Source organism: Oceanobacillus iheyensis HTE831, assembly GCF_000011245.1.
GTDB lineage: Bacteria > Bacillota > Bacilli > Bacillales > Amphibacillaceae > Oceanobacillus > Oceanobacillus iheyensis.
In genome coordinates this window covers 2,171,667-2,194,853 of sequence record NC_004193.1, presented here as the reverse complement: position 1 = coordinate 2,194,853, position 23,187 = coordinate 2,171,667, and the positions used below count along the sequence as shown (strand labels likewise).

Sequence of the window (23,187 nt, the reverse complement as noted above, 5' to 3'; positions counted from 1 at the left end):
GGAGAAAAAATAAAGATGCCTGAATTACCTGAAGTAGAAACAATAAAAGAAACATTGAAACTTTTTGTATGCAATAAAACGATCAAGCATATTGATATTGAGTGGCCAAATATGATTAAGCATCCTGACGATGTTGAGGAATTTAAAGCATTAGTTACTGGTCAAACGATTCGTTCAATGGGAAGAAAAGGAAAATTTCTTTTGTTTTATCTTGATGAATATGTTCTTATCTCCCATTTGCGGATGGAAGGAAAGTATAGTGTTCATTCTCCAGGAGATCCAGTAAAAAAACATACCCATGTAACGTTCTATTTTTCAAATGGAGAAGAATTACGTTATAACGATGTTCGGAAATTCGGAACCATGCATGTTTATCCAATTGGTGAAGAGTTTATGCATAAACCTTTAAACCAACTTGGTCCTGATCCGTTTGACACATCGTTTAATTTAGAATACTTTTATGAAAAATTGAAGCGAACAGATCGATATATTAAAACAGCTTTGTTAGATCAATCAATTGTTACTGGACTGGGGAATATTTATGTGGACGAGACCTTGTTTCGGGCGAATGTTCATCCGCTGAAACGTTGTAGCAAGTTATCGAAACAAGAAGTAAAAAAGTTACAAATAAATGCAAAGGAAACATTACGAGATGCAATTAAAGCTGGAGGTACAACGATTCGTAGTTATGTGAATACCCAAGGAGATATGGGGATGTTTCAACAAGATTTATATGTTTATGGTCAGCATTCTAAGCCGTGTAGAGTTTGCGGCGCAGATATTATTAAAATAAAGGTTGGTGGAAGAGGCACTCATCTATGTCCTACTTGCCAGCCGAATAAGCAAGGTGTGAGATAATGACATTAGTTATTGGTTTAACAGGAGGAATAGCAAGTGGTAAAAGCACTGTCTCCTCCATGCTCCTTGAAAAAAACTTTCCTGTAATTGATGCTGATCTAATTGCACGAGAAGTAGTAGAGCCAGGTGAAAAAGCATATGATCAAATTTTAGAAGCATTTGGGAAAGAAATCATCCAAAATGATCAAAAGATAGATCGACCCAAATTAGGATCAATTATTTTTACGGATGAAGATAAAAGAAAGCAGTTAAATGCGATTGTTCATCCGGCTGTTCGGAATCGAATGCTAACCAAAAGAGATGATTATATTAACAATGACGTACCTTGTGTTATATTGGATATTCCTTTGTTATTTGAAAGTAACTTAGGTTATCTAGTTGATAAGACATTAGTTGTTTATGTAGATGAGGATATTCAACTTACCCGTTTGATGAAAAGAAATGAGTATAGTGAAAAAGAGGCTCTGGATCGAATAAAAGCACAAATGTCTCTCAAGGAGAAAGCTGACTTAGCCGACATCGTTATTGATAATAATCAATCAGTTGAGGAGACCAAATTACAGTTAGATAACGTTCTACAAAAATGGAATATAAGTTAAGTAATTTCACAAGAGTAACTGATGAGCTTTAAAACGTTCATCAGTTACTCTGTTTTATTTCAAGCATATATATTCAGCTCATAAGATATTATAATAACGTAATAAGTAGAAAAGATGCCTCTTTTTCGTTGTTTTTAACACATTAACGATAATTTGTGTTATACTAATTATGCATAAAAGGTTATGAGTATATCATAATTAGGGGGATTATTTCTTATGAATACAAAACGTATCGCAATTACTGGATTTGGTCGAATAGGGAGAATGATTTTTCGACAAGCAATACAAAATGATCAGTTTGAAGTTGTCGCTATCAATGCTAGTTATCCAGCTGAAACATTAGCACACATGGTGAAATATGATAGTGTCCATGGAATTTTTGATGGAGATGTGAAAGCGCTTGAAGGATATTTAGAAATAGATGGTAAAAAAGTGGAAATTGTAAACAATAGACAGCCTGAACTTCTCCCTTGGAAGAAGTTAGATATTGATATTGTTATTGAAGCTACCGGGAAATTTAATTCTAAAGAAGCAGCTGGATTGCATATTAAAGCAGGTGCAAAAAAAGTAATTATAACTGCTCCAGGCAAACAAGTAGATAAAACAATTGTAATGGGAGTTAATGAAGCTGCATATATTCCTGAAAGTGATGATGTCATTTCAAATGCATCATGTACAACGAATTGTTTGGCCCCCGTTGTAAAAGTGATAGATGATCATTTTACGATAAAAAATGGCTTAATGACAACCGTCCATGCTTTTACGAATGATCAAAAGAATTTAGATAACCCACATAAAGATTTACGAAGAGCAAGAGGATGCACACAATCAATTATTCCGACAACAACAGGTGCTGCAAAGGCACTTGGGGAAGTTTTGCCGCACTTAAATGGAAAATTACATGGTATGGCTTTAAGAGTGCCAACCCCAAACGTATCTTTGGTAGATTTAGTCATTGATGTAGAAGAAAATGTTACAGTAGAACAACTAAACCAATTATTTAAGGATGCTTCAAAAGGATATATGAAGGGAGTATTGGAATACTCGGATGAACCTCTCGTATCTATTGATTATACAACAAGTGATTTTTCCGCTATAATTGATGGGTTATCCACCATTGTAATGGAAGGCAAAAAAATAAAGGTAATTGCTTGGTATGATAATGAATGGGGATACTCTAAACGTGTTCTTGATTTAGCTCTTTATGTAGGGGACCGCTTAAAAAAAGAAATGAAAGTATGAAGAAATATATAAACAATAAATAGAAACGAACAATGAATAGGAGAAGATTATTTATTCTCTACCATTGTTCGTTTTTTATTTTTGGAATCTATACCGTGATTGATAACTTTTTATTGACGCTAAAGCGTATTTATTGTTAAAATTTTATTTTGTAACTTTATAAACAGTAGTCTATCTTATTTAACTAGAGCATTTGTTAAAAACATGTTAAAATAATAGAATAATAATACTAATTCTACGAACGTTTGAGGTGTGTTTCCAAATGTCAATCGGCTATAAGATAAGGAATTTCTTTAGTAATCATGCAGAAACAAAAGATCGTCATGTGGATAAAAAATTGCAGACCCATTACTATAAATCAAGCAAAGATTCCGTAATGAAAGTTATTGAATCCTATTTTGCATCAAAAGATACATATTCTATCAATGCTGTTTCTAAAGAACATGGGGAGATTAGTGCAACAACAAAAAAAGACAAGCGTGTCTTTATCGTTGCAACCATTATTATGGTACGACCTTATCATACTGCTATTGATTTTTCTGTGACCACAGAAAGTTTGCTACAGCTAGATTTTGGACATAGTTCTAAAGTTATTCAAGAATTATATGAACATATAAATAAAGAACTTCAGCTAATTTCGGAACATTAGAGAATGGGGTTGAACAATGATGCGATGTTCCAATTGTCAAAATAAGAATACTAAAGTGTTAGACTCTCGACCGATAGAAGAAGGAAGAGCAATCAGACGACGTAGGGAATGTGAACGGTGTGGATTCCGGTTTACTACTTTTGAACGAATTGAAGAAGTTCCTTTAATTGTGGTAAAGAAAGATGGTGTTCGTCAAGAGTTTTCGCGAGAAAAGCTAATGCGCGGTCTTATACGGGCATGTGAAAAAAGACCAGTTGCTTTAGAAACCATAGAAAGTATAGCGCTAGAAGTAGAAAAAAAATTACGAAATGCAGGTAATCCAGAAGTTTCAAGTAATTCTATCGGTGAAATGGTAATGGAACTTTTATCGAAAGTAGATGAAGTTTCGTATGTTCGCTTTGCATCTGTATATCGCCAATTTAAAGATATAACTGTGTTCTTAGATGAATTAAAAGATATAATTAATACGGATAAATCGATGAAAGATAAATGAAAGAGTAGAAAGGGTGTGTGATTTATATGAATTTTATTGGGAAGATTCTACCTATTGATGGGTACTATGTAATGAAAAAAGAACATTTACCTGTGGATTACGCCGTTTCGCTTACTCATTTATATCAACCATTAATAGGCATTTATGCTGTTTCTCTATATCATACCCTATTGCACGATTCAAGTATACATGCTGGTGGATCCCCACAGACACATCACACACTAATGAATTACCTTAATCTTTCATTGGATGAAATTTACCGATCTCGTTTAAAATTAGAGGGGATAGGTTTACTAAAAACTTATAAAAATAAAGAAGAAAATCGTGATTTTTATACATATGAATTGTTACGTCCGTATGCTCCAACCGATTTCTTTAAAGATGACATGCTATCGCAATTGTTATTACATCATATTGGAGATCAAAAGTTTGATATGTTATTTTCTCATTATGTTCCTAAAAATCTCGAATATGGAGAAAATATTACCGTCGACTTTAGCGATGTTTTTCAAACAGTAACTCCTACAGAAAAAGTAGCTAATGTAGAAAATTATAACTACCAACATAACTCAGTAAATTATGAAGTTCCAATGGACTTTAGTTGGATAGAACAAATGTTACACAAGCGTATGATACCTGTTAATCAAGTTTTAACTATGGATACTAAGCGTCTCATTTACCAAATGAAAGTGCTGTATAATTTGGACAGTCATGAGATTGAACGTGCTTGTCAATATGCTATCAATGAAGATTATCAATTTAATCAAAAAGAGTTCAAAGCAGCATGTCATGATATATTTCGTTCAAACAATAATCAACAATCTGTCCGGCTGTCTGAAAAAAATAATCAAGAAGTTAAGAAGTATGAAGTAACTAAACCGAAAACCAAGAAGGAACAATTAATTTATGAATTAGAAAGAATATCACCGACTCAATTATTGAAAGACTTATCAAGAGGTAATGATGCGTCAGACCAAGATATTAAAGTAATAGAGACTGTCATGACAAAACAAGATTTACCTGCACCAGTAATGAATGTGCTTATTCATTATGTATTATTACAATCTAATATGAAACTTTCCAAAGCATATTTAGAAAAAATAGCTAGTCATTGGTCACGGCTAAACCTTCAAACAGCAAGTGATGCAATGAACTTTGCTAGGCAGGAACAACAGAATGTTCAATCTAAAGTTAAGAAGAATAATTATACCAGACGTCAGAATACAACGAAGGAAGTTATCCCTGATTGGTTTAAAGAACGGAAAAACAAATCACAAGTAACTTCTGAAAAACCGGACACTTCGATGGAAGATCAAGAAAAAATAGCATCTAGATTAAAACAATATTTAAATGAAAATTAATCAAGATGTATAAGGGTGGTTAAGTGTGAAGCCGATACAATCAGAATTGAAAGCATGGATGAAGAAAAACAAAAACTTCCAAACGAGTTATCAGAATATCAGGAAAGAAGTATTAGACGACCCATCCATTAAGCATTTTTTAGCTAATCACCCAGAGTTAACAAGTGAAATTATCGATAAACATTTAATAAAATTATATGAATATAAGTCTCAATCCAAGCAATGTGACCGTTGTAAATCGCTTGGAGGATGTCAGAATATGATACAAGGATATTCTCCTGTGTTGGAAGCTGACAATAATGATATTCGGTTAAGTTATGAAAAATGCCATAAAAGACTTGAAGAAGAGCAAAATGAACAGCAACAAAAACTTATTCAAAGTCTTTATATGCCGAAAGAAATTCTTCAAGCAAGAATATCTGATGTTATTCAAGACGAGCACCGATCGAATGCTCTAGGAAAAGTTCTTGATTTTTTAGAAGCTTCCAAGCAAGAATTACCAAAAAAAGGACTCTATCTATATGGTTCATTTGGTGTTGGAAAGACTTATCTTTTAGGTGCAATTGCTAATGAACTTAAAAAGCTTGAGTACTCAATTTCATTAATATATATGCCGGAATTTGTTCGTGAAATTAAATCCTCTTTTAAAGATGATTCATTCAATGAAAAAGTAGATTTCTTTAAAAAAGCAGATATACTAATGTTAGATGATATGGGCGCTGAGATGCAATCTGCTTGGTTTCGAGATGAAGTGTTAGGTTCCGTTTTACAGTACCGTATGATGGAAGGTTTGCCGGTTTTTATTACATCTAATTATGACTTGGATCAACTAGAGCAAGAATTATCTACAACTAGGAATGGCGTAGAACAAGTGAAAGCAGGAAGAATCATTGAGCGGATTAAGCAAGTTACAACAGACGTGAAGCTAAGTGGGCCGAATCGTCGAAGCTGAGAAAACCTTTTATTGAACTCTATTAATAAAGTTCAATAAAAGGTTTTTTTGATACATCCATATCTTTTTTCATAAAACCATTTGCTAGTTTGAGTAGTTTATTCATTTTTTTAAATGGTTGTCCATATAATGTAACAGTTCGGTTGTGGATGAGGGTGATATGTATTGGTGGAGGTATTTTTTGAATTAGACAAAGAAGTTGTAAGTTTTTGTGAGTCTGTCTTTCGTAGAAATAGGAAGATGGAATTGAATTGGAAAACAAATGAAGATTGGGGAAATCATTTAACGATTGATGAAATATTACCTGCTGAAGATCTTCGCAAAACAATAAGTAATGCGATGGCAGATGTAGTATTAACACATCGTTTAGGTAATATGATTCGAAAAATGATTAATGAATATTATTACACGGAGCAAGAAGAAATCGAACGTATACATGATCTAACCAATTGGATTTTGACAGGGGAGGACGAGGATAGTAAGCATCTACGTAATAATAAAGATATTCATGGTTTACTGACCAAGTTGTTTGAAGAAAATATTGAATTTAATTCCGAAATTCATTTTGATTCATTAGTGAACTTTCGTTTATTACCTTTCCGAGATGAAATTAGACGAAGTGTCGGAGATGCCATTGATGAGTTTAGACGGGAGGAAGATCATCAAGCATTTATTGATATGTTACGTGCCTACATACAGAAGAAAGATGTTGGTATGGAGATTATTCATATTATGCAAGGTGATACCTTCCAATTTTATTATGATAATGGGAAACAATTATCGCGTTTAGAGCTAAGAATGCTAATGCGTGAAGAACCATTATACGTCGTCGGTCTACATGATAATGAATTTAATCTTGCTCCGCTAATCGCTATGGGGCCAAAGAAAATTAAGATTTATGGAGATGATCCATCAGAACCGAAGACGTTAACGGTTATTAATGTCTTTCAAGAAAAGGTCGATTTTGAACCAACCCGCAATTTTCCTTTTTCTTACTATTTAAAAAATGATTAGGCAGGCTTGATTTTCTGATTTGAAAGGTCTATAATACGAATAAATAACTGTATATTATTCGTGATGATAAGGACAAGATTATTTATAATTCATAATCTAGAGAAGGTATCCGTTGGCTGAAAGTTACCTTTATGAGATAAGTAATTACCACCTTGGAGCTTTGCTGGTGAATAGTTAGTAACCAGCAACGTATTTCTGCGTTAAAGATATAATGAAGCTATCCAGATATGGATAGGAATTAGGGTGGAACCACGACGTTACCAACGCTCGTCCCTTTGCTATAGTGCAAAGGGATGGGCGTTTTTTAATTATTTGAAAAAGGAGAATGAAACATGGCAGATTTATCGATTATTTTCCCAGATGGGTCAGAGAAGCAATTTCCAGTCGGAACTACGGGTGAAGAAATAGCAGCATCAATATCACCAGGTTTAAAAAAACAAGCACTTGCTATCAAACTTGATGGTGAACTTGTAGATTTACGAAGAGAATTATCATCTGGTGGAAGCATTGAAATCATCACATATAAAAATAATGAGGGCCTTGAAGTGTTACGTCATTCAAGTGCACATTTGTTAGCTCAAGCTATAAAACGTTTGTTTAACGATGTGAAACTTGGTGTCGGTCCTGTCATAGAAGAAGGATTTTATTATGATATTGATATGGAGCACAAATTAACTCCAGAAGATTTACCTAAAATTGAAAAAGAAATGAAGCGTATTATTGATGAAAATTTAGAAATCAAAAGGGTAGAAGTTTCTCGTAATAAAGCTCAAGAAATGTTTAGCGATATTGGCGATGATTTAAAATTAGAACTTATCGACGCTATTCCGGAAAATGAACAAGTAACGATTTATGAACAAGGAGAGTTTTTCGATTTATGCCGAGGGATTCATGTCCCTTCTACAAGTAAAATTAAAGCATTTAAATTATTAAGTATTTCTGGAGCTTATTGGCGTGGAGATAGTAACAATAAACAATTACAACGAATTTATGGCACAGCTTTTGAGAAAAAAGGACAATTAGAAGAACATTTACAAATACTAGAAGAAAGAAAAGAAAGAGATCATCGTAAATTAGGAAAAGAATTAGGTATATTTACAGTATCACAAAAAGTTGGGCAAGGCTTACCGCTTTGGTTACCAAAAGGAGCAACGATTCGTCGTAATGTAGAACGCTATATTGTTGATTTAGAAGAAAGATTAGGATATAGCCATGTTTATACTCCGGTCCTGGGAAATGTAGAACTGTATAAAACAAGTGGACATTGGGATCACTATCAGGACGATATGTTTCCAACAATGGAGATGGATAACGAAGAACTGGTACTTCGTCCAATGAATTGTCCTCATCATATGATGGTATTTAAAAATCAACTCTGGAGTTATCGTAATCTGCCAGTTCGAATCGCTGAGCTAGGAACAATGCATCGACATGAAATGAGTGGTGCGTTAGCTGGCTTACAACGTGTACGAGCAATGACATTAAATGATGCACATATTTTTGCTCGTCCTGATCAGTTAAAAGAAGAATTTATTCGTGTAGTTGAATTAGTACAACATGTATATAAAGATTTTGGTATAGACGATTACTATTTCCGATTATCTTATCGTGATCCGGAGGATAAAGAAAAGTATGTTGATAATGACGAGATGTGGGAAAAAGCACAAGCGATGTTAAAAGAAACAATGGAAGATATGAATTTAGAATATGTAGAAGCAGAAGGTGAAGCTGCATTTTATGGTCCAAAATTAGATGTACAAGTCAAAACTGCTCTAGGCAAAGACGAAACCCTATCGACAATCCAATTAGATTTCCATTTACCAGAGCGATTTGATCTAACATATATTGGAGAAGATGGTAATCAACATCGCCCAGTAGTTATCCATCGCGGTGTAGTATCAACAATGGAACGATTTGTTGCTTTCTTAATTGAAGAATATAAAGGTGCTTTTCCAACTTGGCTTGCACCGGTACAAGTAAAAATTATCCCAGTTTCATTACAAGCTCATTTGGATTATGCGAAGGATATTGAAGAAAAGCTTCGATACCAAGGAGTTCGTGTAGAACTTGATGAACGAGATGAGAAAATTGGATATAAAATTCGAGAAGCACAGACACAAAAAGTTCCATTTGCTCTAGTATTAGGAGACAAAGAAATGGAAAGTAACAGTGTTAATTATCGTAGATACGGAGAACAAGATACCGAGACATTGGAATTTGATCAATTCTTAAATCTTATTAAAGAAGAAGTAGATAATAAGAAGATTAAATAAGCGTTATTGATAAGGAATATTATAAAAACCGAACTGTAACAAAATGTTATTCATTTTCGCTACAGTTCGGTTTTTTGTGAGCTCAGGTTGGGCTTTATCATTCGATAACAAAAGTTCCGCACCAGTTCATACTCTATTAGCTTATTTGAAAGGACAATGTGCCCAATGATAGAAGTTCAATAGCAACTTTTGGCACTTTTTTCCAATAGGAGGAAGTAGTAGACTAAAAATTAATAAGGAAATGATGTTTTCTCTCGCATCCAGCCAAGAAATAGACCTCTTTTAGAGCGGTAGAAATAGATACTATTCTAGAGGAGGTGAAGTGGTAAGGGTACTAAATTAAAAATTTAGGAGGAGAGAAAGCATGAAACGAATAAGGACAAAAGGAGTAACGATTGTAATAGTTATGTTGATTGTGATATCTAGCCTCACACTTACACCTTTTACCACCTCAGAAGCTTCTTTTCAAAAAGAAAATCCATTTATACGAGCTTTTTGGGTACAAGCATTTGAACCCGGCTTAAAAACTCCAGAAGAGATTGATGAACTAGTTGACGATGTCCATAAAGCTAATATGAATACAATTATTGCGCAAGTTAGCAGAAGACATGATGCATATTACCAAAGTGATGTCTTACCATTTACAGAGGACCCATCCGTACCAGAAGGATTTGATCCTTTAGGTTATTTACTAACGAAAGCACATGAAAAAGGAATCGAAGTTCATGCTTGGGTGGTTGTAGGTCCAATGTGGCATAGCGTTTATGGTGATGCTCCATCAGATCCAACGCATATTTGGAATCTACACGGTCCGGATGCTCAAGAAGAGAGTTGGGCAACGGAAGATTATAATGGTAATGTACCATACTGGCAGCCCTATCTTGACCTTGGTCACCCTGAAGCAAGAAATCATGTTGTTGACATGGTGAATGATATTGCGAAAAATTATGAAGTAGATGGAGTCCATTTGGATTACATTCGATATCCAGAAGACGGGAAGGGATATAATGCTACTTCTTTAGCACGATTTCATGAGGAAACAGGACGTACTGATCGACCGCCAGTAAATGATCAAGAATGGATAGCTTGGAAAGTAGAACAAGTCGATTCATTAATCAAACGTGTATATACGGAGCTTCTGACAGTGGATTCTGATGTGGAGTTATCGGCAGCTGTATTATCATGGGGATTTCATAATCCAAGTAATACACATTGGTGGAATATGGATCCTGTTCAGCGAGCACATCAGAATTGGAAAGAATGGGTTCAAGAGGGGTATCTAGATTATGCGTACGTTATGAATTATGATAGTGATGCCGACCCGCGTAGGGCTTTACGTTTTGATCAATGGATTGAATGGCAAAAAGATTTACCGAGAAATCGAGGTATAATAATTGGTCCAGCGCTCTATTTGAATACAGTAGCGGATAGTATGAATCAAATTAATCGAGCGTTAACACCATCTGTTAATGGTAATATGGCTGAAGGAGTAAGCCCGTATGTATATAATATTTGGAGTAATGATGGTCTTCCTAAATCTGAACTAATTGATTCACTATACCTACCTACTGAACATAATGAAGGTAAGCCACCATTTGAAGCACCGACAGAGTTACCTGATCCTTCATGGCGTCAGGAAAATCAAGGACATTTATTAGGCCAGCTTACTAATGAACAGTCTGCAGTAGAAATTCTAATCCGACGTGGCAAAAATGGTAAAATCATTAAAACAGTAGAAACAGATGCTAATGGCTACTTTGTCGCTACGGATCTCTCACCAGGAAATTATTTTATCCATTATAAGAATAGTGAAGAACGAACAAAAGTACAAATTAAGAAGCAACAAGTAACAAAAACACTTCTGAAAGATTAGAAGGAAATCCTTGAGGTAGAGCGGATCGGTTTGGTTCTATCTCAAGGAATTTGGATAAGTGATTGACAGTATTACCGTGACATGGTATTCTAAAACAGTTGTATAAAAGTTAGTGAAGCTGTATTGACGTCATAGACGGGATATGGTAAGCTATAAAAGTTAATAAAATGATCTAAGACAAGTAGAAGCACCCGCTTCTCACCTGATTGACACCGATTATGGTAGTTGACTGGTTCCAACCTTTTATTTAAATGTATTTGGAGATGTGTGGGTGCGTGTATGTACCGACACTTTTTTAATTGCATAAAATAAGCTTGTCAAATAGATCAGTAACAATAAACTCGGAGGTGGCTGGCTATTAGCAAGGATATGAACGTTAATGAAAAGATTCGTGCTAGAGAAGTACGACTTATCGACTCAAACGGTGATCAGCTTGGAGTAAAATCTCGTCAGGAAGCATTAGATATTGCAACAACAAGAAATCTTGACTTAGTACTAGTTGCTCCAAATGCGAAACCGCCAGTATGTCGTATCATGGACTACGGTAAATATCGTTTCGAGCAACAGAAAAAAGAAAAAGAGGCTCGTAAAAAGCAAAAAGTCATTAATGTAAAAGAGGTTCGTTTCACACCAGGAATTGGTGACCATGATTTTGAGACAAAATTGAAAAACGCTCGCAAGTTCCTTGAAAAAGGGGACAAAGTAAAAGCTGCAGTGCGTTTCCGTGGTCGTGCAATTACCCATAAAGAGCTTGGTCGTGAAGTGTTAGATCGTTTCGCTGAGGAAGTAAAAGACCTTGGTACGATTGAAACAAAACCTAAAATGGAAGGCCGTAATATGTTTATGATGGTCGCTCCAATTAATGAAAAAAATTAATACGTAACAGTAGATAACTAGGAGGAATGAATTATGCCTAAAATGAAAACTCATAAAGGTACAGCAAAGCGTTTTAAGAAAACGGGTTCTGGAAAAGTAAAAAGATCTCATGCATACACTAGTCACATGTTTGCAAACAAATCACAAAAACAAAAACGTAAATTACGTAAAAGTGCACTTGTTTCTTCTGGAGATTATAAGCGCATTAAAGATATGCTACCAAAATAATACAATAGTAGAAATGGATATGAATTAGGAGGGATTTCTTATGCCACGTGTAAAAGGTGGAACAGTAACGCGTCAACGTCGTAAACGCGTATTAAAATTAGCAAAAGGTTACTATGGTTCTAAAAGAACTCTATTTAAAACAGCAAAACAGCAAGTAATTAAATCTGGTCAGTATGCTTATCGTGACCGCAGACAGAAAAAACGTGATTTCCGTAAATTATGGATCACACGTATTAACGCTGCTGCTCGTATGCATGACTTATCTTACAGTAAATTAATGCACGGATTAAAAGTTGCTGGAATCGATATTAACCGTAAAATGCTTTCTGACCTTGCAATTAGCGATGAAAAAGCATTTGCTCAGTTAGTTTCTCAAGCAAAAGAAGCGTTAAAATAAATAACTAGAAAAGGCCGAATCCGAGTAGGATCGGTCTTTTTTTAAACAAATAGGTGGTAATTCTACAAAAATAGGAGTGTGAAATGCGAAATGGAAGAATCGGGTAGTTTGTTATATTATTTAGTGGCAGCGAATATTATAGGCTTTGTAATCATGTACATCGATAAAAGGAAGGCTGTACGAGGGCATTATCGAATTCCTGAAAGAACGTTTTGGCTACTCGGAATCCTTGGTGCAAGTGTTGGTATATATTTAGGTATGCAAACATTTCGACATAAAACGAAACATCGATCTTTTACCATTGGCATACCTGTCCTTATTGTTATTAATGTGATTAGTTTTAGCTGGATTCTACTTTTCATGTCATAAAGGCTCGTCTACTGTCATATAGATATATGGAACTTTGTATAATGAATAGAAACGACAAAGGAGGTGGAGGATGGAATATATAGGAAATTATTTATTTTCTATAGTTGAAATGGGTGGAGTTCTCTCACCGCTTTTATTTATTATATTTCATTTATTTAGACCGTTGTTATTCTTACCCGTTGTATTTATATGTATTTCAGGTGGAGTATTGTTTGGACCTGTAGCAGGATCAATTTATTCAATTATAGGTATAACACTTTCAAGCTTACTATTCTATGGCTTAATGGGATGGACGCCAAAATCTGTTCAACGTTTGATTGGAATAAAGCAAAAATTGTTAGGTAAACACGTGGAATTGACAAAATCCCAGATTACCTTATTACGATTAGTTCCTTTTATACATTTCCATCTGTTATCTCTATGTCTTATCGAAATAAGTAATGGATTTAAAGATTATGCACGATCATCTATGTTCTCAAGCATACCATTAGCTATGGTGTACACCTCAATAGGAGGCTGGATTTCTAATTTGAATCCAATATTTATTGGAATATTGTTAGTTGCTTTACTACCCATGTTATATCTACTAAGAAGAAAAGAAATCATTATCAAATGGCAAGAATTTTTCTCCGCACAAGACTCTCAACAACACACTTCATTATATCGTTCTCCTTCTTAAACACACGTGAATCTACGTGTGTTTTTTGTTATAGTGGATGTATACTTATATAAGTTGGAAGTGGTTGGGTGGAATTAGAATTAATATTAGATATGATAAAAAATCGAGTTACAAAAGTACTGCATAAAAAACTAGAAGGAATTTATTTACACGGATCTATCGTATTAGGTGGATTTCAAAAGAATAAAAGTGATATTGATTTGATCATTGTTATAAACCAGCCCTTGAACTTACATGAAAAACATAGATTACTAATATACTTTTTATCACTATCAATGGCTACTTATCCGATTGAAGTTTCTGTTTTAGTAAAGAGTGAATTAGAAAATTGGAAGCATCCAAGTACTTACGATTTCCATTATAGTGAATATTGGAGAGATTTTTATGAAAATGCTCCTATTAGCAATGTAAACACATTTCTAATGGAACTTCATACCGACCCAGATTTGGCTGCTCATCTGACTGTTGTAATCAATTCAGGATGGTGTTTATCTGGTGAGGAAATTAGTAGCTTATTTAGACCCATACCTAAGAAAGATTACCTCCTTTCGTTACAAGGAGAATATATTGAGTGTATAAAATCAATTAGTGACAATCCAATTTATTGTATTCTTAGTTTGCTTCGAATTGAATACTATTTATTTTTTGATAAAATTATATCAAAACAACAAGCAGCAAATTGGGGCGTGAATGGGAATCACACACACTCAAAAAAGCTTTTAACAAAAGTTAAAGATGCATATGAAAACGAGGAAAGAGATACTGATATTTCACGAGAAGATTTGGATAAAATAAGGAAGAATTTTACTTTTTTGTTCGCAATTTTCGAACGATTGAAAGGGGAATAAAAGATGGAGTTGCCACGCTGTTGGAATTGTAATCATCAGTTTGCCTGGAAAAATTTATGTTTTCGTATTAAATCATGTCCATCATGTGGAGAATCACAGTTTCTAACAAAAGAGAGTAGGAATAGAATTTTTGTATTCAGTCCGATTTGTTCGATATTGATAATTGCTATGTTTATCCTCGATATAAATAATATTCTTATTGCTTGTATAACAGGGATATTACTTTTATCAATATTTACTTTTTTTCCGTTTGTTTATCAATTTACAGACAAAGAACAACCATTTGTATAGCCCAGCAATCTTAGCAGGGAAAGTCTGGGCTATTTTGATGATTGGAAAATCTGATTAATAGGGTGTTTCCAAGTAATCGTAGCATAAGGATAGTTAAAGATAATCTCATCTTCTATAAAGTGTAAATCTTCTTTAGAGAGGCCTTGTAGCTGATGTGGATTTTTAACTGTTACATGTATATCAACTACTTCAAATTTATTATCGGTAGTACCTAAGTACTTTTCTCCTTCGAACAAACAACCCATATATGTGAGTTGAAAATTCTTCCTATCATTTTGTTCCTCATCTAATATAAAAAAATGTTTGTTTTGTTGAGCAAGCATTAATTTGCGTTCGGGTTTACGAAGGTATTTTACAAGTGTATAAATAAGCAATGCTATAGCTATTATTAATAAAATGCGAAAGCTAATCACTAGCATGTAATCTACTCCTAGTTATTGTTTTTATAGTATACGTTTTAAACAAAGGGAAGGTTTCACTATTATTATAATTTCATGATACAATATATGAAAGTAAAAAGAAGGAGGGTACAGTTTGGACTGGCAAGCACTATTTAATATGCAAAAGCAACTAGATTCCTACATAGAAGAAAATCACGGTTTAGAAAAAGCCGATTTATTCGAAAAGAAAATCTTGGCGTTATTAGTTGAATTAGGAGAACTAGCTAATGAGACTAGATGTTTTAAATTTTGGAGTAAAAAGCCGAGAAATAAACAATCTGTAATTTTAGAAGAATACGTAGATGTCATTCATTTTCTAATGTCGGTTGGTATTAATAAAGGTTACGATAGCTTTGAAAGTACAAATGATCAACATATTAATCGCTCTGAAATAGATCAGTTTCAGATTGTTTATGAACAGACAATTATGTACAAAAATGAACCAATTAAAGCTAAATATGAAGAACTTTTCTCATCTTGTATAGACCTTGGAAATATATTAGGTTTTTCAGAAGAAGATATTCAACGCGCATATCTTGAAAAAAACGAGATAAATTATAAAAGGCAAAATCAAGGATATTAATCTGTAAATAGGAGGAGACTACATATGGCTAATCTAGATGATACATTGACAATGCTAAAGGAACTTACTGATGCTAAAGGTATTCCTGGCAATGAAAAAGAGGTGCGCGAAGTATTTGAAAAATATATCACACCTTATTCTGATGATGTAACAAAGGATAATTTAGGGAGTTCCATTGCTAAAAAAGTCGGTGATGTTAATGGACCTAAGATTATGATTGCAGGACATCTGGATGAAATTGGGATGATGGTTACTCGTATCGATGATAACGGTTTTATTTATTTCCAAACTGTTGGAGGCTGGTGGAATCAGGTTATGCTAGCTCAACGAGTTACTATTATGGGAGATAAAGGCGATGTAACTGGAGTGATTGGATCAAAACCACCTCATGTATTATCAGCAGAAGCACGAAAGAAACCGTATCAAATTAAGGATATGTTTATTGATGTTGGAGCATCAAATAAGGATGAGGTGAAATCATTTGGTATCAAACCAGGTGATTCTATTGTGCCTTATTTTGAATTTACACCAATGAAGAATGAAAAAATGCTCTTAGCAAAAGCTTGGGATAATCGTATCGGGTTAGCGATTGCTATCGATGTTCTGAGAAAGCTAAAAGATGAAAAGCATCCAAATACCGTATATGGAGTAGGTACTATTCAAGAAGAGATTGGCTTAAGAGGTGCCCGCACCTCTGCTCATTCTATCCAGCCAGATATTGGTTTTGGCGTTGATGTTGGTATTGCTGGAGACACTCCTGGAATTTCAAAGCAAGAAGCAGATAGCAAGTTAGGCGAAGGTCCTCAAATCGTCTTGTATGATGCGTCCATGGTTTCTCATAAAGGGTTACGTGATTTAGTGGTACAAACCGCAGAAGATAATCAAATCCCTTATCAATTTACATCCATGGCTGGTGGAGGAACAGATTCAGGAGCTATTCACCTTACAGGAAATGGAGTACCATCATTATCTATAACTGTCGCAACTCGTTACATTCATTCGAATGCCGGGATTTTACATCGTGATGATTATGAAAATGCAGTTAAATTAATTGTAGAAGTAGTTAAAAAACTCGATAAAGATATGTTGGATAATATAAGATTATCTTAAAAACAGTATTGTTATCATAGTTGAATAATGAGTACCGACTTTTTACTAAGTTGGTACTTTTTTTATATAGTGGATTTGACAAATCCAATGGAAGTTATTATAATTAATTAAAGATAATTTAATTAAGAGTAAAAGAGGAGGGTTTTTAGTGAATCCAATTAGAGGTATGCATCACGTAACTGCTATTACGAGTAGTGCGGAGAAGAACTATGAATTTTTCACGTATATTCTTGGTATGCGTTTAGTTAAAAAAACTGTAAATCAAGATGATATCCAAACCTATCACTTATTTTTTGCCGATGATGAGGGGAATGCCGGAACAGACATGACATTTTTTGACTTTCCAGGTATTCCGAAAGGATCACACGGTACAAATGAAATATATAAAACTTCATTTAGAGTTCCAAGTGATGCCGCATTAGATTATTGGGTCAAACGATTTAATCGTCTCGATGTCAATCATTCTGGAATTCAAGAACAATTTGGTGCACAGACATTGTCCTTCTCTGATTTTGATGACCAACAATATCAACTTGTATCCGATGAAACAAATAAAGGTGCTGAAGCTGGAGTAGCGTGGAAAGAAGGTCCAATCCCTTTAGAATATGCAATTATAGGTTTAGGGCCTGTAGTAGTAAGGGTGGCACAATATGATTACTTTAAGGAAATTTTAGAGAAAGTATTTCAATATAAAGAAGTAATGAAAGAAGGGCCAGCGTATCTTTTTGAAGTTGGCCAAGGCGGTAATGGAGCACAACTAATCGTTGAACATAATACGGATCTTCCATTAGCGAGACAAGGGTACGGCACTGTACACCATGCTGCTTTATGTGTGGACAATCAAAATGATATATACGAATGGGATAATCATATTAAATCATTTGGATTACAGACTTCAGGTTTCGTAGATCGCTTTTTCTTCCAATCTTTATATACACGAGTAGCCCCACAAGTACTCTTTGAATTAGCGACTAAGGGTCCAGGTTTTATGGGGGATGAGCCTTATGAAACACTTGGTGAAAAACTTTCATTACCACCATTCCTTGAATCAGAGCGAGACAAAATTGAAAGCATGGTTCGTCCGATTGATACAACTCGTAGTACTAAAAAAATAGATAAAGAATATGAATAAAAATTTATTACAAGATAATCTCAGGTTTCGAGGTTATCTTTTTTTCTTTTTTTCCCTCCTTTTTAAGATAACATTCGATTATATATATGAAGGGAGGAGGTGATATATATGGCAGTAGTAGATTTGGTGGATTCTATGTTACAACTAACTTTCAGCGAAGGAGTAGATGAAGAGTCAGGTGAACCGATTTTAACGTATAAACGTTTTAATCAAGTTAAAATGGAAGCAAATCACGAACAGCTTTATAATGTTGCGACCGCATTTGCTGGATTGCAAGAACATACGCTATATCAGATCAGTCGACGAGATATATCGGACATTTATGAAAGTTAATGAAGAAGTAAGAAGGGAAAGGAGGGGACAATATGCGTAGGTTAGAGCTTAAATTTACAAATCAAGAAGGTAAGGTAGTAACGTATTCACTTGATCAACCTATTGAACCAGTAGATACGAATGCTATTAACGAAGCAATGGATACCATTATAGGTGAAAATGCTTTTTCATCTAGCGGAGGAGACTTAATCGAAAAGCATAGCGCAAGAATAGTAGAACGTACTGTAGAAGACATTGAATTAGGATAATAATATCCGAGGTAGGGACAAGACAAAGTTTCGATCAAAAGACGAATGATAGCTAAAATAAGTAAGTAATAGATGAAAACGCCTTGAATATTAAACTATTTATCTGCATGATGCAACGATGTCGAGGTCTTCCTTGTCCTGTGGGAGTGAGGAAAGGAAGACCCTGTTGCATAAGCATTCGGAAGCTCACCAGTCGCTTCTAGTTCTAGGTAAGCAGAGTATATTTTTATCAAGCGGGGTTTCAACAGCGAATCAATCGGGACTATCTTTTGTTTAGATACTTCTGTCCCTACTTTTCTTATTTTTACAAGTGGAGGTGACAGTCTGATGGATGCTTGGATCTCTTTTTTAACCGATGTCGGTTTTCCAATAGCGGTTACGTTTTATCTTCTTCACCGAATTGAAGGAAAGCTTAATCAATTAATTGAATCGATCCATTCTCTTCCTGATAAGCTCCATTAAAGAACATAAGCACAAACATTCGTTTATCACCGTATGAGCTGGAAGTGGCTAAATAACTTCGTACGTATATCCACTGCTGTAATATTTTATTTCCTAGACCACAAAAAAGCTGTCCAATTTCTCGAAAAATGGACAGCTAATGATTTTTTTCTATAATTTATCTAATTATGCTTGTAAGGATTGCATTACTTTGGATACATATGCAGTAGTTTCACGAAATGGAGGAATTCCTTGATATTTATCTACATTTCCTGGACCTGCATTATAAGCAGCTAATGCTAATTGATTATCGCCATTATAGCGTTGTAACATCTGACTAAGATATTTAGTTCCTGCATTAATATTTTGAACAGGATCATAAGCATTTGTAACTCCTAAACCTGCTGCAGTTTGTGGCATCAATTGCATTAATCCTTGAGCACCTGCTGAACTAGTAGCATTTGGGTTATAATTAGATTCATGTTTAATTACTGCATTAATTAGACTTTCATCCACTCCGTACTTTTGACTCGCGTTTGAGATTAATTGTTGATAAGCTGACACACTAGAGTTATTCGTAGTTATAGATGAATTGTCTATTGCATTCAGAGGGGATTGCATTTTATATGGAACAGATACTAAATTTGACCCAAAATCCAAACTAGTACGTCTTTCTGCTTCGTTAATTTTTTCTAATAATAATTGTTGAAACGATACACCTAAAGAATCAGTAGAATTACTTGTTTGTAAAGATGACATTATTTGAAAAGGCATCATTTGCGGAAGACCATTGATTTCCACTTCATCACATCCGTTTTTATAATCTATTAATTCTATTTTAGCGGTTTGTAAAAAAATAGGCAATATTAAATAGTAAATATTTCCTTTCCTCTTGATTTTAATAGATTTTCATAAAAACTATCCTTACCTATGCATATAACCCAATCACATAGTGAAATGATTTCATCCATATCATGAGAAGTGTAAATAATCGTTTTATGATGTTCCTTTGATTGTTTATATAGATATTCTCCAATTTCTTTTTTTGATTTTAAGTCAATTCCTACAGTAGGTTCGTCTAATAATAATAGTTTTGGATCATGGATGAAACTAATTGCCATATTCAATTTTCTTTTCATCCCGCCTGAAAGAGTGTGAACGGGCTCTTTCCATTTTGAAAGTTTCATATCTAAACATAATTGTTTAAGTTCCGATTCAGAACGATTCACCCAAGATAACTTTTCAAAAAACTTCATATTTTCTTCTACCGTAAAATCTTCCCAAATTGAGATTTCTTGGGGGACAAATCCAATGTCTCTACGAAGTTTCTTTGTTTCCTTTTCATAGGAAACATCATTCCAAGTAATCGTTCCTTTATCAGCTTTAGATAATGTAGCTAGTATACGTAAAAACGAGGACTTACCTGCTCCATTCTCACCTACTAAGCCTACAATATCCCCTGAATTAATATCTACAGATAGCTGATCGATAACTACATTTTTCTTATATGACTTCCTTAAATTCTGAACAGAAATCAAGTTACTTTTCTCCTTTCATATACCATGGGACAAGTGTTGCAGCAACTAATATAAATAGTGGGTGCCATAATTTCCCTTCGCTAAATGCATGCAGTGGGCTTAAATAATCTATCCAAGGTAATTTTTGTGTCAGCCCTTCTAAAGGGATGATAATACCACTAATAAGAAATACAAAAAGTACTAAGCTAATAGCAAAACTGTAATAGACTAAATATCTTCGGAAGCATAGAGCTATCAGAAAAGCGATTAAGGTTATTAATACTCTAAAGCTTAAAAGGACAAAAGGGAATTTCCATTCCCATTGGTCCTGAAATAAACAATGAAATCCAATAGCGGTAAATATATCAATGATATAAAGAAAGAGTATATAAAATATCAAATTTGATAACATATATTGTTTGAACGAATAGCGTATAAATGCAAAGCGTGACTGCATGGACGTATCTCGATCACGAATGACCCAGTCAAATAGGAGTAAAGTACTTAACAGAGTAAATATAGCCCAAAGTTTCCATGGCTCAATTAAGTAGCTTCCGGTATTATCGTCTATATCATCTTCTCCTTGAAATTGAAAAGAGGTATATACTAAGTTTTCACTAATTTCTACTTCTTGTATCTTTTGAATAATTTCTGAAGTAGTTGGAAGATTATTCGCATTTAGATATTCTCCCAACTGTAAAATAGTTTGAGCAGCTTTTGCTTTTCCGCTATCTTCTTGAACAAAGGAGCTGATCATCTCTCTAATTGGAACATATCCAAAAGAAAAGTTTGTAGTGTAGGAACTAATTAACCGATTTCTTTCTCCATCTAATATCGCTTCTTGATAACCTCGTTTAATTATAAAAGCACTGTCAATTTCATGTGTCGCGACCATTCTTTTTGCTTCTGCTTCTGATACATCCAAAACCTCAACAAATGAAGAATTCTGTAGGTTTTCTTTTAGCTGTTGAGCCATCTCTGTATTTTCTTGAAGTACGATACCTACTGGAATTTTGCTCTCATCTTGAATAACCTCTGTAGCTTCTAAGACAATCCAGGTCATTAAAAAAGGGAATAAAGTCAAAAAAGCAATCGTTAACCATCTTTTTTTTAATTGCATGAACCTTGTCTTCCACACTCGTATCATGTTTGTGCACGCTCCTTCCAACTAGATAAAGCAAGTAATAAGAATAGAAGCGCTCCACTTATTATTAATAACGGGAAAAATTCTGCATGGTGTCGGCCGTTTAGTGTAATCTGTTGAATCCAATCCATAGCTAAATAGCTCGTTATGTAAGGCATCACATCTTGTAGAAATGGTGGATAGTAAATAGCGGGAATAATAGCTCCGCTTAATAATATAATCAACAGGACTAACGCAGATTGAGTAAGCATTCTAAATTTTTCAGATGTTATAAGTAACTCCAGGTTTGCAATAAGTAATAGCAGAGATACAACAAACAGTGTTATGAGAAAAGTTAATCGTAGAATGTTCTCATTTACTAATGTAATATCTAATACATTTAAAGTTCCATATAAGGAAGGAATGATGAAAAGTAAAGAGACTAATAAAGAGATAATAATTTTTGCCGTAATCTGCTGTAAAACGGTAACTCCATATAAACGCATTCTTTGATAAATATAGGTTGGAGTTTCTTTTGTGAAAAAATGGTATATCATAAAGACCCATATGGTAATAACGACAAACCATATACCAATTCCAAAAAAATCTTTAGGGGAAGAGGTAGCTTGGTTAGTAAGTTCATTTTCCTGTACGATTTGATCCCTACTTATGGTGTACAATAAAAACTCTTGAAATTGTTGAAAAACAAAATCGTTTCGTTCATCGTCGTTCATTTCAAATTGTTTTGCATAGTAGTTCATGGTAAGAATATTTGCTTGAGATGAACGAATATGACGGACAACACTTTCCATTGTCTCATATATCATATAACTTTCTGCTGGTTGTTGACGATTTCCTATGATTGGAATATCTACGGTTGTTCCTTGATAAAGGTCTTGAATAAAATTCTTTGGAAATGCTATGTAAGTAGTTAATGTATTACTTTCTAATTCTTTTTCAGCTTGATTTTCTGTTAGTTTATTAATATGTAAAAACTGATTGAATAAAGATGACCCTTCTAAGAATTGGACCATAAACTGGGTTTCTTCCGTTTCATCTAAATCTACTAATCCAACTTGTACAGGATCTTGTTCATCTTGAGAAATAAAACTAAATAACATATATCCGATTAGACTTACGATAACAACTGGGAACATGAAAAGAAGAGGAAGTGTTAGACACTTCCTCTTTAAGTGAACCATGTGATTTTTTAGAAATAGTCCTACATGTTTCATAAACGTCATTGTAATGCACGCTC

Annotated in this window: 28 protein-coding genes and 2 other annotated features; of the genes, 23 read left to right on the top strand and 5 right to left on the bottom strand. The window is 34.2% G+C overall.

Annotated elements, in window-relative coordinates:
- Positions 1-15: 15 nt before the first annotated feature.
- The 17 genes from mutM (at position 16) to OB_RS11040 (ending at position 15,002) form a co-directional block, all read left to right on the top strand.
- Positions 16-858 carry a DNA-formamidopyrimidine glycosylase gene (gene mutM, locus OB_RS11120; protein ID WP_011066556.1) on the top strand — a complete coding sequence of 281 codons (843 nt, stop codon included), beginning with the start codon at positions 16-18 and terminating at the stop codon, positions 856-858.
- Positions 858-1,457, top strand: a complete 600-nt coding sequence (gene coaE, locus OB_RS11115; RefSeq protein ID WP_011066555.1) for a dephospho-CoA kinase — start codon at positions 858-860, stop codon at positions 1,455-1,457. The genes mutM and coaE overlap by 1 nt, the downstream gene beginning before the upstream one ends.
- 216 nt (positions 1,458-1,673) lie before the next feature.
- Positions 1,674-2,699 (top strand): glyceraldehyde-3-phosphate dehydrogenase, encoded by a 1,026-nt coding sequence (locus OB_RS11110; protein ID WP_011066554.1) that lies wholly within the window; start codon positions 1,674-1,676, stop codon positions 2,697-2,699.
- A 262-nt stretch (positions 2,700-2,961) separates the two neighbouring features.
- A complete protein-coding gene (locus OB_RS11105; protein WP_011066553.1) occupies positions 2,962-3,348 on the top strand; it encodes a hypothetical protein in 387 nt (128 codons plus the stop codon).
- Positions 3,349-3,367: 19 nt separating this feature from the next.
- The gene (gene nrdR, locus OB_RS11100) at positions 3,368-3,841 is read left to right on the top strand and encodes a transcriptional regulator NrdR (RefSeq protein ID WP_011066552.1); all 474 of its coding nucleotides are present in this window, start codon (positions 3,368-3,370) and stop codon (positions 3,839-3,841) included.
- A 26-nt stretch (positions 3,842-3,867) separates the two neighbouring features.
- The gene (locus tag OB_RS11095; RefSeq protein ID WP_011066551.1) at positions 3,868-5,202 is read left to right on the top strand and encodes a replication initiation and membrane attachment family protein; all 1,335 of its coding nucleotides are present in this window, start codon (positions 3,868-3,870) and stop codon (positions 5,200-5,202) included.
- Positions 5,203-5,227: 25 nt separating this feature from the next.
- A complete protein-coding gene (gene dnaI / locus OB_RS11090) occupies positions 5,228-6,154 on the top strand; it encodes a primosomal protein DnaI (RefSeq protein ID WP_011066550.1) in 927 nt (308 codons plus the stop codon).
- A 168-nt stretch (positions 6,155-6,322) separates the two neighbouring features.
- Entirely contained in the window at positions 6,323-7,168 is an 846-nt protein-coding gene (gene ytxC, locus OB_RS11085; RefSeq protein ID WP_231847032.1) for a putative sporulation protein YtxC, read from the top strand.
- Between the two features lie 54 nt (positions 7,169-7,222).
- Positions 7,223-7,446 (top strand) — a binding site (T-box leader).
- Between the two features lie 54 nt (positions 7,447-7,500).
- Positions 7,501-9,441: a threonine--tRNA ligase gene (gene thrS / locus OB_RS11080; protein WP_011066548.1), complete on the top strand. Its 1,941-nt coding sequence runs from the start codon at positions 7,501-7,503 to the stop codon at positions 9,439-9,441.
- A gap of 364 nt (positions 9,442-9,805) precedes the next feature.
- The gene (locus tag OB_RS11075; RefSeq protein ID WP_011066547.1) at positions 9,806-11,314 is read left to right on the top strand and encodes a glycoside hydrolase family 10 protein; all 1,509 of its coding nucleotides are present in this window, start codon (positions 9,806-9,808) and stop codon (positions 11,312-11,314) included.
- A gap of 173 nt (positions 11,315-11,487) precedes the next feature.
- Positions 11,488-11,617: a sequence feature (ribosomal protein L20 leader region), on the top strand.
- A gap of 66 nt (positions 11,618-11,683) precedes the next feature.
- On the top strand, positions 11,684-12,190 hold the full coding sequence (gene infC / locus OB_RS11070) for a translation initiation factor IF-3 (RefSeq protein ID WP_011066546.1): 507 nt from the start codon (positions 11,684-11,686) through the stop codon (positions 12,188-12,190).
- A 33-nt stretch (positions 12,191-12,223) separates the two neighbouring features.
- Positions 12,224-12,418: a 50S ribosomal protein L35 gene (gene rpmI / locus OB_RS11065; protein WP_011066545.1), complete on the top strand. Its 195-nt coding sequence runs from the start codon at positions 12,224-12,226 to the stop codon at positions 12,416-12,418.
- A 40-nt stretch (positions 12,419-12,458) separates the two neighbouring features.
- Complete coding sequence (gene rplT, locus OB_RS11060) at positions 12,459-12,815, top strand: 50S ribosomal protein L20 (protein ID WP_011066544.1); 357 nt, start codon at positions 12,459-12,461, stop codon at positions 12,813-12,815.
- Between the two features lie 90 nt (positions 12,816-12,905).
- Positions 12,906-13,184 (top strand): DUF1294 domain-containing protein, encoded by a 279-nt coding sequence (locus OB_RS11055; protein WP_011066543.1) that lies wholly within the window; start codon positions 12,906-12,908, stop codon positions 13,182-13,184.
- 70 nt (positions 13,185-13,254) lie between these two features.
- A complete protein-coding gene (locus OB_RS11050; RefSeq protein ID WP_011066542.1) occupies positions 13,255-13,863 on the top strand; it encodes a TVP38/TMEM64 family protein in 609 nt (202 codons plus the stop codon).
- Between the two features lie 68 nt (positions 13,864-13,931).
- The gene (locus OB_RS11045) at positions 13,932-14,711 is read left to right on the top strand and encodes an aminoglycoside adenylyltransferase domain-containing protein (RefSeq protein WP_011066541.1); all 780 of its coding nucleotides are present in this window, start codon (positions 13,932-13,934) and stop codon (positions 14,709-14,711) included.
- Between the two features lie 3 nt (positions 14,712-14,714).
- Positions 14,715-15,002, top strand: coding sequence for a TIGR04104 family putative zinc finger protein (locus OB_RS11040; RefSeq protein ID WP_011066540.1), 288 nt, complete (start codon positions 14,715-14,717; stop codon positions 15,000-15,002).
- 29 nt (positions 15,003-15,031) lie between these two features.
- Here OB_RS11040 and OB_RS11035 read toward each other — a convergent pair whose 3' ends face one another.
- On the bottom strand, positions 15,032-15,421 hold the full coding sequence (locus tag OB_RS11035) for a hypothetical protein (RefSeq protein ID WP_011066539.1): 390 nt from the start codon (positions 15,419-15,421) through the stop codon (positions 15,032-15,034).
- 115 nt (positions 15,422-15,536) lie between these two features.
- Here OB_RS11035 and OB_RS11030 point away from each other — a divergent pair, with 115 nt between their 5' ends.
- The 6 genes from OB_RS11030 (at position 15,537) to OB_RS18205 (ending at position 19,310) form a co-directional block, all read left to right on the top strand.
- Entirely contained in the window at positions 15,537-16,025 is a 489-nt protein-coding gene (locus OB_RS11030) for a dUTP diphosphatase (protein ID WP_011066538.1), read from the top strand.
- Positions 16,026-16,049: 24 nt separating this feature from the next.
- On the top strand, positions 16,050-17,135 hold the full coding sequence (locus OB_RS11025; RefSeq protein WP_011066537.1) for a M42 family metallopeptidase: 1,086 nt from the start codon (positions 16,050-16,052) through the stop codon (positions 17,133-17,135).
- Positions 17,136-17,283: 148 nt separating this feature from the next.
- Positions 17,284-18,267 carry a ring-cleaving dioxygenase gene (locus OB_RS11020; RefSeq protein WP_011066536.1) on the top strand — a complete coding sequence of 328 codons (984 nt, stop codon included), beginning with the start codon at positions 17,284-17,286 and terminating at the stop codon, positions 18,265-18,267.
- A gap of 108 nt (positions 18,268-18,375) precedes the next feature.
- Positions 18,376-18,600, top strand: a complete 225-nt coding sequence (locus tag OB_RS11015) for a DUF1659 domain-containing protein (RefSeq protein WP_011066535.1) — start codon at positions 18,376-18,378, stop codon at positions 18,598-18,600.
- Positions 18,601-18,632: 32 nt separating this feature from the next.
- Positions 18,633-18,848, top strand: a complete 216-nt coding sequence (locus OB_RS11010; protein ID WP_011066534.1) for a DUF2922 domain-containing protein — start codon at positions 18,633-18,635, stop codon at positions 18,846-18,848.
- A gap of 327 nt (positions 18,849-19,175) precedes the next feature.
- The gene (locus OB_RS18205) at positions 19,176-19,310 is read left to right on the top strand and encodes a YvrJ family protein (protein WP_011066533.1); all 135 of its coding nucleotides are present in this window, start codon (positions 19,176-19,178) and stop codon (positions 19,308-19,310) included.
- 165 nt (positions 19,311-19,475) lie between these two features.
- Here the strand turns inward: OB_RS18205 and OB_RS11005 are convergent, their stop codons facing one another.
- The 4 genes from OB_RS11005 to OB_RS10990 all read right to left on the bottom strand — a co-directional run bounded on the left by OB_RS11005 (position 19,476) and on the right by OB_RS10990 (position 23,131).
- Positions 19,476-20,090 carry a lytic transglycosylase domain-containing protein gene (locus OB_RS11005; RefSeq protein ID WP_041544551.1) on the bottom strand — a complete coding sequence of 205 codons (615 nt, stop codon included), beginning with the start codon at positions 20,088-20,090 and terminating at the stop codon, positions 19,476-19,478.
- 65 nt (positions 20,091-20,155) lie between these two features.
- Entirely contained in the window at positions 20,156-20,827 is a 672-nt protein-coding gene (locus OB_RS11000; protein ID WP_011066531.1) for an ABC transporter ATP-binding protein, read from the bottom strand.
- A gap of 1 nt (position 20,828) precedes the next feature.
- Positions 20,829-21,926, bottom strand: coding sequence for an ABC transporter permease (locus OB_RS10995; RefSeq protein WP_231846940.1), 1,098 nt, complete (start codon positions 21,924-21,926; stop codon positions 20,829-20,831).
- A 23-nt stretch (positions 21,927-21,949) separates the two neighbouring features.
- Complete coding sequence (locus tag OB_RS10990) at positions 21,950-23,131, bottom strand: ABC transporter permease (RefSeq protein ID WP_269445928.1); 1,182 nt, start codon at positions 23,129-23,131, stop codon at positions 21,950-21,952.
- Positions 23,132-23,187: the final 56 nt, after the last annotated feature.

Excerpts from the sequence above, each read along its gene's own strand:
- mutM (WP_011066556.1), top strand. The coding sequence starts at position 16 with ATGCCTGAATTACCTGAAGTAGAAACAATAAAAGAAACATTGAAACTT.
- coaE (WP_011066555.1), top strand. The coding sequence starts at position 858 with ATGACATTAGTTATTGGTTTAACAGGAGGAATAGCAAGTGGTAAAAGC.
- OB_RS11110 (WP_011066554.1), top strand. The coding sequence starts at position 1,674 with ATGAATACAAAACGTATCGCAATTACTGGATTTGGTCGAATAGGGAGA.
- OB_RS11105 (WP_011066553.1), top strand. The coding sequence starts at position 2,962 with ATGTCAATCGGCTATAAGATAAGGAATTTCTTTAGTAATCATGCAGAA.
- nrdR (WP_011066552.1), top strand. The coding sequence starts at position 3,368 with ATGCGATGTTCCAATTGTCAAAATAAGAATACTAAAGTGTTAGACTCT.
- OB_RS11095 (WP_011066551.1), top strand. The coding sequence starts at position 3,868 with ATGAATTTTATTGGGAAGATTCTACCTATTGATGGGTACTATGTAATG.
- thrS (WP_011066548.1), top strand. The coding sequence starts at position 7,501 with ATGGCAGATTTATCGATTATTTTCCCAGATGGGTCAGAGAAGCAATTT.
- OB_RS11075 (WP_011066547.1), top strand. The coding sequence starts at position 9,806 with ATGAAACGAATAAGGACAAAAGGAGTAACGATTGTAATAGTTATGTTG.
- infC (WP_011066546.1), top strand. The coding sequence starts at position 11,684 with ATGAACGTTAATGAAAAGATTCGTGCTAGAGAAGTACGACTTATCGAC.
- rpmI (WP_011066545.1), top strand. The coding sequence starts at position 12,224 with ATGCCTAAAATGAAAACTCATAAAGGTACAGCAAAGCGTTTTAAGAAA.
- rplT (WP_011066544.1), top strand. The coding sequence starts at position 12,459 with ATGCCACGTGTAAAAGGTGGAACAGTAACGCGTCAACGTCGTAAACGC.
- OB_RS11055 (WP_011066543.1), top strand. The coding sequence starts at position 12,906 with ATGGAAGAATCGGGTAGTTTGTTATATTATTTAGTGGCAGCGAATATT.
- OB_RS11050 (WP_011066542.1), top strand. The coding sequence starts at position 13,255 with ATGGAATATATAGGAAATTATTTATTTTCTATAGTTGAAATGGGTGGA.
- OB_RS11040 (WP_011066540.1), top strand. The coding sequence starts at position 14,715 with ATGGAGTTGCCACGCTGTTGGAATTGTAATCATCAGTTTGCCTGGAAA.
- OB_RS11035 (WP_011066539.1), bottom strand. The coding sequence starts at position 15,421 with ATGCTAGTGATTAGCTTTCGCATTTTATTAATAATAGCTATAGCATTG.
- OB_RS11025 (WP_011066537.1), top strand. The coding sequence starts at position 16,050 with ATGGCTAATCTAGATGATACATTGACAATGCTAAAGGAACTTACTGAT.
- OB_RS11015 (WP_011066535.1), top strand. The coding sequence starts at position 18,376 with ATGGCAGTAGTAGATTTGGTGGATTCTATGTTACAACTAACTTTCAGC.
- OB_RS11010 (WP_011066534.1), top strand. The coding sequence starts at position 18,633 with ATGCGTAGGTTAGAGCTTAAATTTACAAATCAAGAAGGTAAGGTAGTA.
- OB_RS18205 (WP_011066533.1), top strand. The coding sequence starts at position 19,176 with ATGGATGCTTGGATCTCTTTTTTAACCGATGTCGGTTTTCCAATAGCG.
- OB_RS10995 (WP_231846940.1), bottom strand. The coding sequence starts at position 21,926 with ATGCAATTAAAAAAAAGATGGTTAACGATTGCTTTTTTGACTTTATTC.
- OB_RS10990 (WP_269445928.1), bottom strand. The coding sequence starts at position 23,131 with ATGGTTCACTTAAAGAGGAAGTGTCTAACACTTCCTCTTCTTTTCATG.